This window comes from Hahella sp. CCB-MM4, assembly GCF_002260525.1.
Lineage (GTDB): Bacteria > Pseudomonadota > Gammaproteobacteria > Pseudomonadales > Oleiphilaceae > Hahella.
In genome coordinates this window covers 1-16088 of record NZ_MRYI01000029.1, presented here as the reverse complement: position 1 = coordinate 16088, position 16088 = coordinate 1, and the positions used below count along the sequence as shown (strand labels likewise).

At 50.8% G+C, this 16088-nt stretch carries 15 protein-coding genes; 8 read left to right on the top strand and 7 right to left on the bottom strand.

What is annotated here, in order from left to right; genetic code table 11:
- Nucleotides 1-128: 128 nt before the first annotated feature.
- Entirely contained in the window at nt 129-2459 is a 2331-nt protein-coding gene (gene mrcB, locus BTA51_RS27940) for a penicillin-binding protein 1B (protein WP_094712381.1), read from the top strand.
- A gap of 48 nt (nt 2460-2507) precedes the next feature.
- Complete coding sequence (locus BTA51_RS27935) at nt 2508-3056, top strand: tetratricopeptide repeat protein (protein ID WP_094712380.1); 549 nt, start codon at nt 2508-2510, stop codon at nt 3054-3056.
- 19 nt (nt 3057-3075) lie between these two features.
- Here the strand turns inward: BTA51_RS27935 and hemL are convergent, their stop codons facing one another.
- The 5 genes from hemL to BTA51_RS27910 all read right to left on the bottom strand — a co-directional run bounded on the left by hemL (nt 3076) and on the right by BTA51_RS27910 (nt 8201).
- Nucleotides 3076-4356 carry a glutamate-1-semialdehyde 2,1-aminomutase gene (hemL, locus tag BTA51_RS27930; protein ID WP_094712379.1) on the bottom strand — a complete coding sequence of 427 codons (1281 nt, stop codon included), beginning with the start codon at nt 4354-4356 and terminating at the stop codon, nt 3076-3078.
- Between the two features lie 70 nt (nt 4357-4426).
- Nucleotides 4427-5062 carry a thiamine phosphate synthase gene (gene thiE, locus BTA51_RS27925; RefSeq protein ID WP_094712378.1) on the bottom strand — a complete coding sequence of 212 codons (636 nt, stop codon included), beginning with the start codon at nt 5060-5062 and terminating at the stop codon, nt 4427-4429.
- Nucleotides 5059-5880, bottom strand: coding sequence for a hydroxymethylpyrimidine/phosphomethylpyrimidine kinase (locus tag BTA51_RS27920; protein ID WP_094712377.1), 822 nt, complete (start codon nt 5878-5880; stop codon nt 5059-5061). Before BTA51_RS27920 ends, thiE begins: the two co-directional genes overlap by 4 nt.
- Before the next feature lie 19 nt (nt 5881-5899).
- A complete protein-coding gene (hemJ, locus tag BTA51_RS27915; RefSeq protein WP_094712376.1) occupies nt 5900-6322 on the bottom strand; it encodes a protoporphyrinogen oxidase HemJ in 423 nt (140 codons plus the stop codon).
- Between the two features lie 73 nt (nt 6323-6395).
- The gene (locus BTA51_RS27910) at nt 6396-8201 is read right to left on the bottom strand and encodes a chloride channel protein (protein WP_210404939.1); all 1806 of its coding nucleotides are present in this window, start codon (nt 8199-8201) and stop codon (nt 6396-6398) included.
- Between the two features lie 273 nt (nt 8202-8474).
- On the opposite strand from BTA51_RS27910, the gene argC reads away from it, so the two are divergent.
- The 5 genes from argC to BTA51_RS27885 all read left to right on the top strand — a co-directional run bounded on the left by argC (nt 8475) and on the right by BTA51_RS27885 (nt 11780).
- Nucleotides 8475-9506 carry an N-acetyl-gamma-glutamyl-phosphate reductase gene (gene argC / locus BTA51_RS27905; protein WP_094712375.1) on the top strand — a complete coding sequence of 344 codons (1032 nt, stop codon included), beginning with the start codon at nt 8475-8477 and terminating at the stop codon, nt 9504-9506.
- Nucleotides 9507-9600: 94 nt separating this feature from the next.
- Nucleotides 9601-10323 (top strand): DUF6776 family protein, encoded by a 723-nt coding sequence (locus tag BTA51_RS27900; RefSeq protein WP_094712374.1) that lies wholly within the window; start codon nt 9601-9603, stop codon nt 10321-10323.
- 5 nt (nt 10324-10328) lie between these two features.
- Complete coding sequence (locus BTA51_RS27895; protein WP_094712373.1) at nt 10329-10838, top strand: polymer-forming cytoskeletal protein; 510 nt, start codon at nt 10329-10331, stop codon at nt 10836-10838.
- 97 nt (nt 10839-10935) lie between these two features.
- Nucleotides 10936-11289 carry an iron-sulfur cluster insertion protein ErpA gene (gene erpA, locus BTA51_RS27890; RefSeq protein WP_094712372.1) on the top strand — a complete coding sequence of 118 codons (354 nt, stop codon included), beginning with the start codon at nt 10936-10938 and terminating at the stop codon, nt 11287-11289.
- A 14-nt stretch (nt 11290-11303) separates the two neighbouring features.
- Complete coding sequence (locus tag BTA51_RS27885; RefSeq protein WP_094712371.1) at nt 11304-11780, top strand: DsrE family protein; 477 nt, start codon at nt 11304-11306, stop codon at nt 11778-11780.
- Nucleotides 11781-11808: 28 nt separating this feature from the next.
- Here BTA51_RS27885 and BTA51_RS27880 read toward each other — a convergent pair whose 3' ends face one another.
- Both BTA51_RS27880 and BTA51_RS27875 read right to left on the bottom strand, forming a co-directional pair.
- Nucleotides 11809-12924: an anhydro-N-acetylmuramic acid kinase gene (locus tag BTA51_RS27880; protein WP_094712370.1), complete on the bottom strand. Its 1116-nt coding sequence runs from the start codon at nt 12922-12924 to the stop codon at nt 11809-11811.
- A complete protein-coding gene (locus BTA51_RS27875; protein WP_246841224.1) occupies nt 12921-14351 on the bottom strand; it encodes an OapA family protein in 1431 nt (476 codons plus the stop codon). The genes BTA51_RS27880 and BTA51_RS27875 overlap by 4 nt, the downstream gene beginning before the upstream one ends.
- Nucleotides 14352-14655: 304 nt before the next feature.
- On the opposite strand from BTA51_RS27875, the gene tyrS reads away from it, so the two are divergent.
- Nucleotides 14656-15861, top strand: coding sequence for a tyrosine--tRNA ligase (gene tyrS / locus BTA51_RS27870; RefSeq protein ID WP_094712369.1), 1206 nt, complete (start codon nt 14656-14658; stop codon nt 15859-15861).
- The last annotated feature ends 227 nt before the right edge of the window (nt 15862-16088 follow it).

The window sequence follows — 16088 nt, the reverse complement described above, 5'->3', positions numbered from 1 at the left end:
CTGTTTAGAATATTGCGAGGTTTTCATGCCAATGGCATATGCAAATTGGGTATCATACCTCACAGGTTTACTCCAATCATTAGCTTAGAACATTCAGATCACTAAAAAACGGAAGAATTCCCCCATTCATGTCCAAATCGAGAAAATCCTCTACCGGATCACGTAAATCATCTGCCAAGAAGTCCTCAAAGCGCCCATCCCGCTGGAAATCGGTGTTTTGGAAATTCAGTGTGGTATTGCTGGTGGTGTTCGCTGGATGGTGTGTCTACCTGGATGCGACGGTCAGGCATAAATTTGACGGCAAACGGTGGCAGATACCCGCTCAGGTGTTTGCCCGTCCTCTGGAGTTATACCCGGGTGTGGCTTTGGTTAAGTCTGATCTGCAGGCTGAGTTAGCGGAATTGGGCTATGAACGTAAAACCAAGGCAGATCGTCCCGGGACCTACGCTGCGGGATCCTATGCCGTGGAGATATACAGCCGGGGGTTCCAGTTTGCAGACGGCAACGAAAAGGCTCATCGGATTCGGGTGGAGTTTAACGATAATACGGTAGACCAAATACTCGACTGGAGCGGTAGGGCATTAAGCTGGGCAAGGCTGGAGCCAGTTAAAATTGGTGGTATTTACCCAGCCCAGCAGGAGGATCGGATTCTGGTAAACCTGGAGCAGCTGCCGGATAAGTTGGAGCAAGCCCTGATCCAGGTGGAGGATCGCCATTTCTACAGTCACTACGGGGTGTCGCCGTTGTCCATCGCCCGGGCCACCTGGGCGAACATCCGGGCAGGTCGTGTGGTGCAAGGTGGCAGCACACTGACTCAGCAATTGGTAAAAAACTTTTATCTGAGTAATGAGCAAAGCCTGTGGCGAAAAGCGAATGAAGCATTAATGTCGCTGATGCTGGAGTTCCATTACGACAAGGGGGAGATTCTTGAGGCATACGCTAATGAGATATATCTCGGTCAGGCAGGGGCTCGGGGGATACATGGTTTTGGTATGGCGAGCCACTTCTACTTCGGTAAGTCGGTATCCGATCTGACATCTGATCAGATTGCTTTGCTGGTCGCGATTGTCAAAGGTGCTTCCTATTATGATCCTCGTCGCCATCCGGATCGGGCCAAAGAGCGCCGTAATCTGGTGTTGGACCAAATGGTCGAAGCCAAACTTCTCTCCGAGAAACAGGCCAGGGCTGATAAGGCGAGGGGATTGGGCGTGATTCCCAAGCCCAGATACTCTGCCAGCGCTTATCCGGCTTTTATGGATGTGGTCAAGCAACAACTGACCAGGGATTATCGGGAAGAGGATCTTGAGTCGGAAGGATTGCGTGTATTTACAACGCTGGATCCACTGGTGCAGTCCAAGGCGGAACATTCGTTAAGTGAAACGATTCAGCAGAAAGAACAGGCGAGCGTTAACAAAGGTTTGCAGGGGGCAATGATTACGACCGCCGTGAGCAGTGGGGAGATTCTGGCTGTCGTGGGTGATCGGCAAGCAGACTTCAGCGGTTTTAATCGGGCATTGCTGGCGAAACGGCAAATCGGTTCTCTGGTCAAGCCGTTTGTCATGCTGACGGCATTGAAGCATTCGAGCGAATACACTCTGGCGTCTCCCTTGGAAGATGAGCCGTTTATGCTCAAGTTCGAGAATGGGGATGAGTGGTCACCGAAAAACTATGACGGGGAAAGTCATGGCACCGTGATCATGCAGGAGGCTCTGGCCCGATCGCTCAACCTGGCGACCGCCCGGTTAGGATTACAAGTTGGGGTGCCGGAGGTGCTGGATACCATTCATGAACTTGGCGCGGATGTGGAAGTGAAGCCATACCCTTCCGTGTTGTTGGGAGCTTTGAGCTTGACGCCGTTGCAGGTCACCGAGCTTTATCAGAACCTGATATCCACAGGATTTCGAACGCCACTGCGTGCTATTCGAGCGGTCACCACAGCTGAAGGTGAGTTGCTCTCCCGGTATTCTTTCGATACAGAGCAGGTCATAGACCCCGGCATAGCCTATATCGGTCAGTATGGTCTGTTTGAAGTCATGCGCAGTGGAACTGGTCGTGGTGTGTATCGGACCTTGCCTGAAGATTATTATGTCGGGGGCAAGACCGGAACCACTGATGACTATCGTGATAGCTGGTTTGTCGGATTTAACGGCCAATATCTTACGGCTGTCTGGATGGGGAAAGATGATAACAGCCCTACAGGATTGACCGGTTCATCCGGGGCTCTGGTGGCATGGCTAGGTTTGTACCGGCAGCTTCCGCAAGTGTCATTTATTCCGACGGCACCGGAATCCGTCGAGTGGGCGTGGGTGGACCAGAAAAGTGGATTATTGTCCGCGGAGCATTGTGAAGGGGCTGTGGCATTGCCGTTTATGATAGGCACGGCGCCCAAGGAAAGGGCTGGATGTGTTGATCGCGGAAATTTGCTTGAGCGTTGGCTGCGCAGATGGTGGAATAGTTAACCTTTTAAAAATGAACAGAGGGTTGCGACTATCAACACGGTAATTAGCATGGGAAAGCCAATGATATCCCGTAGATTTCTGGCGCTGACAGTTTTGTTGTTGGTGCATGGATGTACTTATTCACCAATACAGGAAAATCCCTCTCCAACACAGGGAACGACTACCCGTCAGCCGGACCCTGGTACGAGTTCTCCTGTGACTCAAGTGCCTGAGGAAAAACCACCCACCAGAATTGGGCAGCCGGTCACCAAGCCCGTGGAAATTGATCGCGAGAGGCCTTCTGCAGCGGCCGTTCAGGTGTTGGCCCAGGCGGAATCAAGTGCCCGCACCGGACAGTATGATCAGGCATTGCTGCTTCTCGATCGTGCCCAGAGAATGTCGCCTCAGGCGGGTGAGGTATATTTGCAGATGGCGCGGGTCCAGTATGATCAACGCTCCTATAACAAAGCCGAGCAGCTATGCTTGAAAGCCATTGCTTTAAGTGGAAAGGATCCGGCATTCCGCAAGCAGTCACTGCAGACGCTGGCGATTGTGCGTGATGCCAAGGGGGACTCCGCTGGAGCCGCTGCGGCCCGGAAGCAGGCCGCAGCTATCTAGATCGATTTGCTCTGGAGTATTAGAGGGTTTTGAAGACTTCTGCTGCTGCGTTAATCGTGGCAGCGATATCTTCGTCAGTGTGGGCAGAGGAAATAAAGCCTGCTTCGAATGCTGATGGGGCCAGATAAATCCCCTTTTGCAGCATGCCGTGATAAAACGCTTTAAATTTCTCCATATCGCATTGCATGACCTGATCGTAACGGGTAATGATCGGTTCGTCGGAAAAGAAGAAGCCGAACATTCCGCCAACCTGATGGGTCGTCATCGGAATACCCACATCTGAAGCCGCCTGTTTCAATCCTTCGATCAGTTTTTTCGCTTTGGCGCCAAGCTCTTCATGGAAGCTGGGTTGGCTGATTTCATTCAGCATTGCCAAACCGGCTGCCATGGCCAGAGGGTTGCCTGAAAGTGTGCCGGCTTGGTACACCGGGCCAAGAGGGGCGATATGCGACATGATGTCCCGACGTCCGCCGAAGGCACCTACCGGAAGACCGGCTCCGATGACCTTGCCCAATGTGGTCAGGTCAGGTTTGACGGAATAGACTTCCTGAGCGCCACCCAGAGCTACCCGGAAGCCGGTCATGACTTCATCGAAAATCAGTACTGCACCGGAATTGTCACAACAGCTCCGCAGAGTTTCCAGAAATCCGCGAATTGGCGGAATACAGTTCATGTTGCCTGCAATGGGTTCGACAATAACCGCGGCAATATCCTGACCAATTTCCTCAAAGCAGCGTTTGACCTGGTCAATATCGTTATAGGTCAGCGTAATGGTGTGTTCCGCGATGCTGGCGGGAACGCCCGGTGAGTTGGGGACACCAAGAGTCAATGCCCCGGATCCGGCTTTCACCAGCAGGGAGTCGGAGTGGCCGTGATAGCAACCCTCAAACTTGATGATCTTGTCTCTGCCGGTGAAACCGCGTGCCAGTCGAATGGCGCTCATGGTGGCTTCGGTACCGGAGTTGACCATTCTGACCATGTCGATAGAGGGCATCAGGCTGCAGACTTTCTCTGCCATATCTACTTCAATTCGAGTGGGGGCGCCGAATCCCACGCCGTGTTGGAGCTGTTCTTCCAGTGCCGCGCGGATTTTGGCGTGGCCATGACCCAATATCATTGGCCCCCAGGAGCCGATGTAATCGATATAGCGCTGTCCGTCTTCATCATACATGTAGGCTCCTTCGGCACGAGTGAAGAAAACCGGAGTGCCGCCGACACCTTTGAAGGCTCGAACCGGGGAATTAACACCGCCAGGAATAAATTGCTGGGCGCGGGTAAATAATGATTCTGACTGGGACATGTGAAATCCTTAGCTGATCGATAACGATGATGCCGGTGATGGTCTGGATGGAGTTTGTACCTCAGTTTTATCAAGAATGAAACAGGGTCGAAAACTGCTCACACCGCCTTTGGGTGTCATTCTGGCCGAAGACTCCATGGATGACTGCCAGGAAATCGGCACCGGCTTGAAGTACCTGAGGCGCATTGTCCAAATTGATGCCGCCAATTGCAACGGTTGGTAAACCGGTGGATTGTTTTGCTGCCGCGATGACAGATAGATCTGCAGGTATGGCGTTGGGTTTGGTATGAGAGGCAAAGAAACGCCCGAAAGCCAGATAGCTGGCACCTTCTTTCGCGGCTCTCTGGGCGAGATCCAACCGGCCGTGGCAAGTAACGCCAATAATTGCGCGTTCTCCGAGACCGTTCCGAGCTTCTGAAACCGAACCGTCACTTTGTCCCAGATGTACGCCCGCTGCGCCACAGCTGGCAGCCAGGGCCACATCATCATTAATGATGAGAGGCTTTCCGAAGCGGGAGCAAATTTCCTGTAACCTGGAAGCCTCATGCAATCTTTGTGAAGGAGCACTCTCCTTGTTGCGGTACTGAACGATCTCGGCGCCTCCCAACAACGCTTCTTCCACTGCCTGATAGAGGCGGTCACCGGGAAGAAGTCCACTGTCGGTGATGACATATAATCCCCGTGGGGGAAATTCTGGATTGGTCACTGTTGGTACTCCAGAAAATTTAAATAGGATTGGCCATGACCAACGCGATAGGCGCTACTTACCCGCTCTGTCAGCCATTGCTGTGAAGTTTCGATCGCTTGGTGGAGCGGGAAGCCTTTCCCGATCAATGTGGCGATGGCGCTGGCCAGGGTGCATCCTGTCCCATGAAACTCGCCTTTCACTCGCGACAATTGCCACTCCTGATAGGTCAAGTGATCGCCTAAAGATGGTGGCTTTGTTGAATTTGAATAACACCGGTTGCGAATATGCTTTTGGTCAGGTTCATGTCCACCAGTGATCAAAACGTGCCGGACTCCAAGTTTGAAAAGGTGCTGAACTGCCTCTGTTTCATTGTTCAGTCCGGTGATATTGGATAGTTCCAGTGTATTCGGGGTAAGGAGATCAATATGTGGCAGCACATGGTCTTTTAATGCTTCGAGTTGCCTATGGCCGGACAGAGAGCCTCCGCCACCTGCACTAAGAACTGGATCCAGCACTTTGAAAGTATTTTTTGCTACCCCGTTGAAGACATCTCCCAGCCATAAGGTGATTTCTGAATTTCCAAGCGCCCCAACTTTGATCACTTGGGGAGGGCAATCCTCGAAAAGCTTTTCGAGCTGAGCATGCAGGATGGCAGTGTCCACAGGATAGTGAGCATATACTCTCTGGCTGTCCTGAACGGTATGCGTGGTGACCAGGCTTGTCGCGTGTCCACCAAGACTGTTAATGGTTTTTACGTCAGCATGAATCCCGGCTCCTCCGCTGGGATCCAAGCCTCCAATAGACAGAACCCTCGGTACGTCTTTCAGATTTGGCATGAAGCAGTGGCTCCGGACATCAGAAGGGTTTGACAACGACCAGGATCACAATGGCGATCAGGGCCAGGACTGGTGCTTCATTTAGCCAACGATAGAACACGTGTGACCGCTGATTCCGATCTTCTTTGAACACCTTCAACAAATACCCGCAGTAAAAGTGATAAGCCACCAACGCGGCAACCAGTGTCAGCTTTGCATGCACCCATCCTTGAGAAAGATAACCCTGGAAGTTATAGGAAAGTAGCCAGATTCCCAGAGCAATGGTGATCACCATGGAAGGAGTACCGATTCCCCGGTAAAGTTTGCGCTCCATGATTTTGAAACGCTCTCTGCTGATTTCGTCCTCTGCCATAGCGTGATAGACGAAAAGTCTGGGAAGGTAAAAAATGGCTGCAAACCAACACACTACCGCGATGATGTGAAATGCTTTTACCCAGAGCATGGTGTCCTCGTTTTGTCCGATGTTTGTTCTGTTTGAGACGTGAAAGTAAATATTCGATTCTTGAGCCGGGAACCTATTTAGGTTTGTATCGGTAGAAGCTGTCGATTTCTGCCCGGGTGATAACGCCAATAATCGGTTTGATCAGTGGCGCGGAGGTCCGTTCCACATAAAGTGCTTCCACCCCTTTGTCATTGAATCTCTGCAAGGCTTCCTCCAGCGTGGCCTGAATATGTAGCGAGGCTGCATCCCTTCTTTGGGCTGGAATACTCAGCAAGTCGACCATCAAGGTCTCGGGATCAAACTCTTCCTCAGGCTTGTTCTCATCCAGATAGCGGGCCAGGTCGGCGGCGGGCAGAACTGCCCGGGGTTTGTCTTCGCCTTCGATAATGATCCACTTGGGTTGTTCCTTTAGCGCAGACTGGCAATCTGTCCAGCTCAATTGCTGTTTGGCCCGTTTGATGCTGCGTTCCATGATGGCTCCAACGGAGATGCGCCGCAACGCCATTGTCAGGGGTTCAGCTTTGTAGTCCAGTCCCTGCAGCTGCAGAATGCTCAGGAATACCGATCTTTGTCGGAAGTAATGTGATGCGATCAAGCTCGAAATGATAATGATCAGCATGGTCGGAAGAATGACATTGGGGCTCCGGGTAAGCTCGATGACTGCCATAATTGCGGCCAACGGGGCCTGCAGCACTGATCCCATCATCGCTCCCATACCCAGCACCGCGTAGAAACCCGGTTCAGACGCCAGAGTGGGCATGAGGTTCTGTGCCAATACTCCCAGAGCGCCTCCCAATGTTGCGCCTGTAAAAAGCGTTGGACCGATGATGCCGCTGGGCATCCCCAAGCCTATCGTGGTGGAGGTCACCAGCAGTTTCATCAGCGCAATCACCAGAAGAAACAGGAAGGGCAGGGTGCCGGCAATTGCCTGGTTAACGGTGTCATAACCAATCCCCATAATTTCAGGAACAACCAGGGCGCTACCGCCGGTAATAAGCCCGGCAAGCAGGAGTTTCCAGATCAGCCCGATGCGTATGCGGGTCATGGTCTGGGTCATGACATTGACAAACAGCACGGAAAACAGACTAATCAGAATGGCCGCGGCCACAATGTAGGGTAATTCCAAGAGAGAATGCAGGCTGAAGTCCGGCACGATAAAGGCTGGGTCATCACCGTAAGCGGTTTGGGACACTACTGCTGCAGTAACGGCGGCCAGGATAATTGGGGTAAACCCGTTAATGGTGTATTCCATCATGACCACTTCCATGGCGAATATAACGCCCGCAATGGGAGTGTTGAATGAAGCTGAAATCGCCGCGGCTGTTCCGCATCCAACCAGCATCCGGATGCTATTGTTAGGCAGACGCATTCTTTGACCGAGCAGGCTGGAGGCAGTGGCTCCCAGGTGCACAGCGGGACCTTCCCGACCAGCGCTCTGGCCGCTGATGATCGTCATAATTCCGCAGAAAAACTGCAGCATTCCGCTCTTAAAGGAAATGTAACCCTGGTGATAGCCCAAGCGTTCCATGATATGGGCGACACCAACCTTACGATTCTGAACGCCAAGCCGGTGCAGTACTAACGCCAGGGTCAGGGCGCCACTCAGGGGAAGAATCACCCGGGCCAAAGGACTGAGCCCTTCAAATGCCTCAGAATGCCCGTCAGGGAGCAGAATGGAGAGGGGCCATTCGATGGCAAAGCGGAAGAGTAGAATAACCACTCCGGTCAGCAGGCCGGAGAGAATACCAAGGAAAGCCAATTGCGGGAGAGCGTCATAGCTGGCGACCCTGCGGCGAAAGGATTGAAAGGCGAGGTCCCAGCGCTGCACGAGCGCAGGGGGAAGTTCTAATCGGAGTTTGGACTTCTCCTTCTTCTGCACTATGTCTCCTTAAGCAAGCCAGTCAGAGTTCACGCACGTATCCTGGACGTCAATATCGTGTAAGTGGAAGATCTGTCAATAAAAGATGAAATAATGTCCCTTTGTAAGGCCGGTTTATTTATGTAAACAGACTCTGCCAGGACGGGTGAAAACTGGTAGTATACGCAATCCGTAAAACGAATGTGAGTTCTTGCAAAATCATTCGTTTAGTACTTGAAAATAAACAAAGTCGCAACATTCGTTGGCGTAATACATCGTGGTTAAGGTTGGCATATGTTTAAGGTAGGCATCGTAGGTGGCACCGGCTATACCGGTGTGGAACTGATTCGTATATTACTCGCGCACCCGCAGGTGGAAATCAGTGTCATCACCTCACGAGGAGAGGCCGGCACACCTGTTGCGGATATGTTTCCCAATTTACGCGGTCATCTTGATCTTGCCTTCAGTGAGCCGGACACTGATGTGCTTGCTGAATGCGACTTGGTGTTTTTTGCCACCCCTAACGGCGTAGCGATGAAGATAGTTCCTGAACTGCTGGCCAAAGGTACCAAAGTGGTGGACCTGGCTGCGGACTTCCGGATTGCCGATGCCGCCGTCTGGCAACACTGGTACGGTCAGGAGCATGCTTGTCCGGAAATACTGGGAGAAGCCATCTACGGATTGCCTGAGATCAATCGGGAAAAGATCCGCTCCGCACGGTTGGTTGCCAACCCGGGATGTTATCCGACCGCGGTTCAACTGGGCTTTATTCCTCTACTGAAAAATCAGTTGGTGGATTCCGGGCGGTTGATTGCGGACGCCAAATCCGGTGTCAGTGGGGCCGGCCGCCAGGCGAAAGTAGGAACGTTGAGCTGTGAAGTTTCAGAAAGCTTCAAGGCCTACGGAGCGTCTGGCCATCGTCATCTTCCGGAAATCAAGCAGGGCCTGGGGCAGGTCGCTGGTGCTCCGGTAGGTTTGACCTTTGTACCTCATCTCGTGCCGATGATTCGTGGAATTGAGGCGACACTCTATGCTGAACTTAAAGGGGATTTCTCGGAGCTTCAGAATATTTTTGAAGATCACTACCGTGACGAGCCCTTTGTCGATGTAATGCCTTTGAGGGAGCATCCGGAAACCCGGACGGTTCGCGGCACCAACCTGTGCAGGATTGCCTTACATCAGCAGCCGGACAGTAATGTGGTCGTTGTATTGTCGGTGATCGATAATCTTGTAAAAGGCGCTGCAGGTCAGGCCGTGCAAAATATGAACCTTATGCTAGGTTTGGAAGAAACGGCCGGGCTTAACCAGATTGCCTTACTGCCCTGATAGGGCGATTCGTGATGATATTCGGTGAGGGACCAAAGGGTATCATTTTTCGCTGTGACCAGACTGACATCAGCTGTCATCAGACTGTGGAAAAATGAAAAGTACTGAAGAAAAATTAATAGTTGTTCCTTATCGCCCCGCAGAAAAAGCCAAACGCCATTTTTTGGCTTGGTTGGCCGTAATGCTGAGTATTTTTGGTGGCATTGCCATGGGCTGGTATACCGCTGTCAGTCGCGGTGAAAGCTATGCTGAGCAGAACCAGGAATTGAAGCAAATGCTGGAAGTGGCTGAAGGAAGGGCAACTGAACTTGCTCAGCAAGTTGCGAACCTGGAGCGTGGACGAGTAATCGACCAGGTTGCCAATCGGGATGTACAGGGTACGGTACAGACGCTGGAAAGCAGGATTCTTCAGCTTGAAGAGGATATTGCGTTCTACAAGAACATCATGGCGCCTTCCGGTGCTGATAAAGGATTGCAGATCCAGAAAATGGAATTGCATAAAGCCCGCGGAGAGCGGCGTTTTCAATATAAGCTGGTGCTGACCCAGGTGGCGGATAACAACTCCTATATTCAGGGATTGGTGGCCGTTAACCTGATAGGAAACCTCAACAATAAAAAAGAAATTCTTCCCTTGCGTGACGTGGCGGGTGCGGAGGACCTTGGTGTCAAATTCCGCTTCCGCTATTTTCAGGATATCGCTGGTGAACTGGAATTACCCCAAGGATTTGCTCCTGAGCAGATTCAAGTGGTAGCCCAATCATCCGGTAAAAAAGCGACAAAGATTGAACGAACCTTCGAATGGAAGGTAGAGGAGTAATTCCTATGTTTGGAAGTAAAAAAAGTAAACCAACATCTGGTGGTCGGTTTGACACACTGATTGCCAAAGGAACTGAACTCAAGGGAGATGTAACTTTTAGCGGCGGGCTTCATATTGATGGAACAATTGAGGGACAAATTCGTTCCGCGCCGGATAACAATGGTGCGATCGTCAGAATCAGTGAGGCGGGTGAAATCCGCGGTAATGTGGTCGCGCCTCATGTGATCATCAACGGTACCGTTCACGGAGACGTATATTCGTCAGAGCATATTGAATTAGCGCCGAAGGCCTCCATAACAGGAAATGTGTACTACAACCTTATTGAGATGGCCATGGGAGCGGAAGTGAATGGTAACCTGGTGCATCAAAAGGATGTAGACAAGCCCCAAGACAAGGTTGAGCCGATCTCTGGCAAGAACAAGCCTGTCAAAGTCGATGTCGCAAAGGAGGCTGTAGCAAAGGATACTGCCCCTGAAGACAAGAGTAAGGATTTGGCGCAAGGGATGAATAGTTGACCTGGTTGCTGGGTTAATTGGATAATTTCACATCAGGTTGAAGAAAATGACTCTTCAGCCTGCCAAGTGAATGTTTTACCAACTGTGGGAAAATTGAATGAGTGTCGCTGAAACCTTTGAACCTAAGCCTTTTTACCTCTCTGATAGTGCGGCAGCAAAAGTAAAAATGCTGATTGAGGAAGAGGGGAATGATGAGCTTGCGCTGCGGGTGTTCGTCACCGGTGGTGGTTGCTCCGGGTTTCAGTACGGCTTTTCCTTTGATGAATCGGTCAATGACGATGACACTGTCGTTGAAAAAGATGGGGTTAAACTGCTTGTTGACTCTTTGAGCTATCAGTATTTGGTGGGCTCGGAAGTGGATTACAAAGAAGGGCTGGAAGGTGCGCAGTTCGTTATCAACAACCCAAATGCTACAACCACTTGTGGGTGCGGCAGCTCATTTTCCATATAAGCTGTGAAGCTGCTATGAACTGGCGTTCGGTCGCAATTAAGCTGTTTCGGTTGGCCATTCTTCTTGGGCTATTGATTTCCAGAGGGCTTGCCGCTGAAACGCCGACCACTACGCCAGCCATTGCCGAAGATCATACCCGTTATCTTGCCAAAATAGAGCTTCACACTGAGGGTGAGATTGCGGACCTTTTTGAAAGGGCGTCCCAGCTCTTGGATCAGGAGAATAGCTTTGCTTTGGGAGAGCCCATTGCCTTTGTGTTGCATGGACCTGAAGTTGAGTACTTTTCCAAGGATAACTATCGTGAGTTCAAAAGCATTGTGGACAAGGCTGCCCAGTTGGATGCCTTTCGTGTAATTGATGTGCGGGTATGTTCCACCTATATGCGCTTACACAATATTTCACCAGAGTCCCTCCCTCCTTTTGTAGAAGTCGTTCCCTATGGTCCTGATGAAGAGCGTCGGTTGCGTTCCGATGGCTATGTGGACTTCTGATATCTTTTAATCAGTGGTGTATCAGGTTCTAGCGAGGATAAATTGCGCCAAGGATGCGTGGACCTCGAGCGCCGGTGACTGACGGTTGATTTCCGGGTTGGAGGTGAATGGTCTGACGTGCAATCCAGGCAAATGCAATGGCCTCCATAAAATCAGGGTCAATACCAACCTCTGATGTCGGGGCTATGATTGTCTTGGGCACCAATTGCTGCAGGCGCTCAAGGACATAGAGGTTTCTTACGCCACCACCACAGACATAGAGATGGCTGGGAGTCTTCTCTTTTAAGGACTGAGCAATCGTCGTAGCGGTAAACTCTGCCAATGTGGTCAGAACATCCTGGTCAGACACGTTTTGGTGGTCTTCCAGTTGAGATTCCAGCCAGTTGAGGTTGAATTCTTCTCTTCCCGTGCTTTTGGGGGCGCTCAGCTGAAGGTAGGGGTGTTTTGATAGTTGCTCGAGTAGCTCTTGGCTAACCTGCCCCTGTCTGGCTTGATCGCCTCCGTCATCTCTGGGTTTGCCAAATCGTGATTGCATCCAGGCATCCATCAGTCCGTTTGCCGGCCCGGTGTCGAAGCCTGTCAGCTGATCCTGATTCCAGATGGTCAGATTGGCAATGCCTCCAAGGTTCAATACGGCTGCATGAGGGTGAATCTCGGACAATGCTGCATAGTGAAATGCTGGTGCGAGTGGGGCTCCCTGGCCGCCTGCTGCCATGTCCCTGCGTCGAAAATCTGTAATAACCGTGCTTTGCGTTAGTTCCGAGAGCAGAGAGCCGTTGATCATTTGAACAGTGTAAGCCGGAGTTGCATATGCTCTATGTCGAACTGTTTGGCCATGACAGCCTATGGCAGTAATGTCGGCTGCGGTTAGTTGAGATGAGGCTAGAGCGGTCTGAACGGCATTGGCGTAAGTTTGCGTCAGCTCGGTTTCTATACGGTAGTAGTGATCCGGGTCCCACGATTCGGCAAGGGTCAACTCTGCGAGAGCCCTCTGTAAGTCGTCCGGAAACAGACTGAATTGAGTATGGAAGGTGGAAAGCTGGTTTTGATCGCACTCTATGATCGCCAGATCTATACCGTCCAGGCTGGTGCCTGACATGATGCCGATATAGTATTCCGGCGAGCTCATAGAGTCGTCGTTCATAAGTCCTGTTCTGCGCTGGATACGCCTTTGGATGAAGCAACCTGATAGCTGTTGGCGTATGACTCGAGCTGTGCCATCGCTATTTCAGCGTGTTTTTTGAATGCTTCAAGTTCAGACTTGGCGACAGGTTGAGCTTTGGGGAGTTTAACCGTAACAGGGTTCTTGTGTACCCCATTGACCCGGAACTCAAAATGTAGGTGAGGTCCGGTCGCCAGGCCTGAGCTTCCAACATATCCAATCACTTGGCCTTGAGATATGCGTTTTCCAGATCTGATTCCGCGAGCAAAGCCTTTCATATGCGCATAAAGCGTTGTGATGGACTGGCCATGCTGGAGGATGACCACATTTCCGTAGCCGCCTTTGCGTCCGGCAAAGATGACCTTGCCGTCACCTGTTGCCTTAATGGGAGTACCTCTGCCGGCGGCGTAGTCTGTTCCCTTGTGTGCCCGGATGGTGTGTAGAACCGGGTGTTTCCTGCTCAGGTTAAAGTGAGAGGACACTCTGGCAAAATCGATTGGAGATCGCAGGAAGGTTTTCTTCATGCTCTCTCCTTCCGGCGTAAAGTAACTGACCTTGCCTGCTTTATCTTCGTAGCGAACGGCGTTATAGACTTTACCCTGGTTTACAAATTGAGCTGCCAGGATGTTGCCGATGCCAATTTTTTCGCCTTCGAAGTAGAGTTCTTCATACACCAGCTTGAAGCTATCGCCTTCCCGAATGTCCAGGATGAAGTCGATATCCCAGCCGAAGATGTTGGCAAACTCCATAATCAATTGATCGGATAAGCCAGCTTTCTTGGCGTCAATGAACAGAGCCGTATTAATCGTGCCTTCAGCGTAAGAGGTTTGTACTTCCGGTTCGGCAAGCACTTTGTCCAAAGTGAATGAGCCTTCGTCACTTTCGGTGATCAGCCAGTTTTCCAATCTGTTCCGATGTATCCGCATGGTGTGGAAGGTTTCATCATCAAACCCAAACTCAATTTCCTCACCTGGATATAGTTGGGTCCAATCCTTACCGGGGAGTTCCTGAACCATTTTGGCCAGGACATTTGGGGGAACGCCGGCGCGCTTGAACAATGTGGAGAAACTATCGCCGCTTTGCACCTGATAGGCATGCCAGGAGAGTCGTGAGTTCGATGTCACAGGTGCAGTTTCTGCGGGAGTCTCAATAGAGACTAACTCTTCAGCTGTCAGTTCATCTTCGGATTGAAGAGAAGAGGCTGCTTTCTGTTCTGCAGGTGTGACCATCGCCAGAGTAGGGGATTCTGAACTCTGAACGCCATCTATAGGCAGGTTCATGCTGATGCGGTTGGCCTCAGCTTGTTCGCTGGGGCTGAATATAAGAGCGCCACCAATCATCAGACCGGCAGCGGTCGCTGCCAGAAAGTGAGTTTTCGGCAATTTGAGTAGCAATTTTCTTTTAGACATGGATGGTTAGATCCGACTTTTTGCAAAAAGCTTTAATAGGCAAGTATAAGCATTTTTAAAAACTATGCATCTTTTAAGCGGATCGGCCTGTCACGATCTTCATTGATTGATCGTTAAATCCATGTCCTTGGGTTTGTTGGCCTTTCTTTCGTAAGATCATAGTGATCTAAAAAAATACTGGTATACTGTGGCGCCTTTCGATCAATAGTTGACCATTTCGGCGCAGAATTATGTGTGAAATCGATCAACTATGTCGATTACCGAGTGTTAATAGCGTAACAAGTTGCAACAGGCCGGAAGACGAATGTCATCAGTATCTCTCGAAGAATCCCTGGCGCTTATCAGGCGCGGAACAGACGAAATTACCAAAGAAGAAGAGCTAATAGAGAAGCTCAAGCAAGGCAGGCCATTGAAAATTAAGGCAGGCTTTGATCCCACCGCTCCGGATTTGCATCTGGGGCATACGGTTCTTATTAATAAGCTAAAGCAATTTCAGGATCTTGGTCATGAGGTTATCTTCCTGATCGGTGATTTCACTGGAATGATCGGTGATCCAACCGGGAAAAGTGCTACAAGGCCTCCTTTAACAGAAGAGGATGTAGCCAGAAATGCGGAAACCTATAAAGAGCAGGTTTTCAAAATTCTCGATCCGGCCAAGACCAAAGTCCGTTTTAATAGTGAATGGATGGGGAGAATGTCTGCGGCGGATATGATTCGTCTGGCGGGACAGTACACGGTTGCTCGCATGCTGGAGAGGGATGACTTTAGTAAGCGGTATGCCAATGAGCAATCTATATCCATACATGAGTTCTTGTATCCGTTGGTACAGGGGCAGGACAGTGTGGCGCTGGAAGCGGATGTCGAACTTGGCGGAACGGATCAGAAATTCAATCTGCTGATGGGGCGTATGTTGCAGAAAAATGCAGGCCAGGACCCTCAGGTAATTATCACCATGCCAATATTGGAAGGATTGGATGGTGTGCAGAAAATGTCGAAGTCCTTGGGTAATTACGTGGGAGTGAATGATCTTCCTGGTGAAATGTATACCAAGCTTCTTTCTATGCCGGACGAGTTGATTCCCCGTTATTTCGAGTTGTTGAGCTTCCGTCCCATGGAAGAAGTCGATGCTCTGCTTCAGGGAGTTAAAGACGGCAGGAATCCTCAAGAAGTGAAGCGGGAGCTTGCCGAGGAAATTATTACTCGTTTCCATGGTAGGGAAGCTGCGGAGAATGCCCATAAATCTGCCGGCAATCAGGTAAGGCTTGGTGATATCCCTGAAGATATAGTCGAGGTAGAGGTCAACTCTGAAGGTCAGTCAGAAATCTTTGCGGCCTCTTTGCTGCGATTGGCTGGATTGGCTGCCAACGGATCTGCAGCTAAAGATGCCTTGGGACGTGGAGCTGTATTTGTCGATGGGGAAAAAATCGCGCCCGACTATAAGTTTGTGCCTGGTACTACCCAGGTTGTGCAGGCAGGTAAGAAGAAGATAGCTCGCGTCCGTATTATATAGGCGGAGAAAGTCTGCTGTTGGCGTCCATTATTGTGTTTGTATGGACGCCTAAATCAGGGCTGTTTCAGGGTGTATTTGAAAAACTGAAAGAAATTTTAAGAAAGGTGTTGCAAAGGATCGGGAGGGACGTATAATGCGCCCCACTTCTGCAGCGGAGCCCACCCGGAAGGGGTGAGAAACAAGGGCTTCGGGTAAGCAGGACTCAAGGATGAGACGACAATATGAGG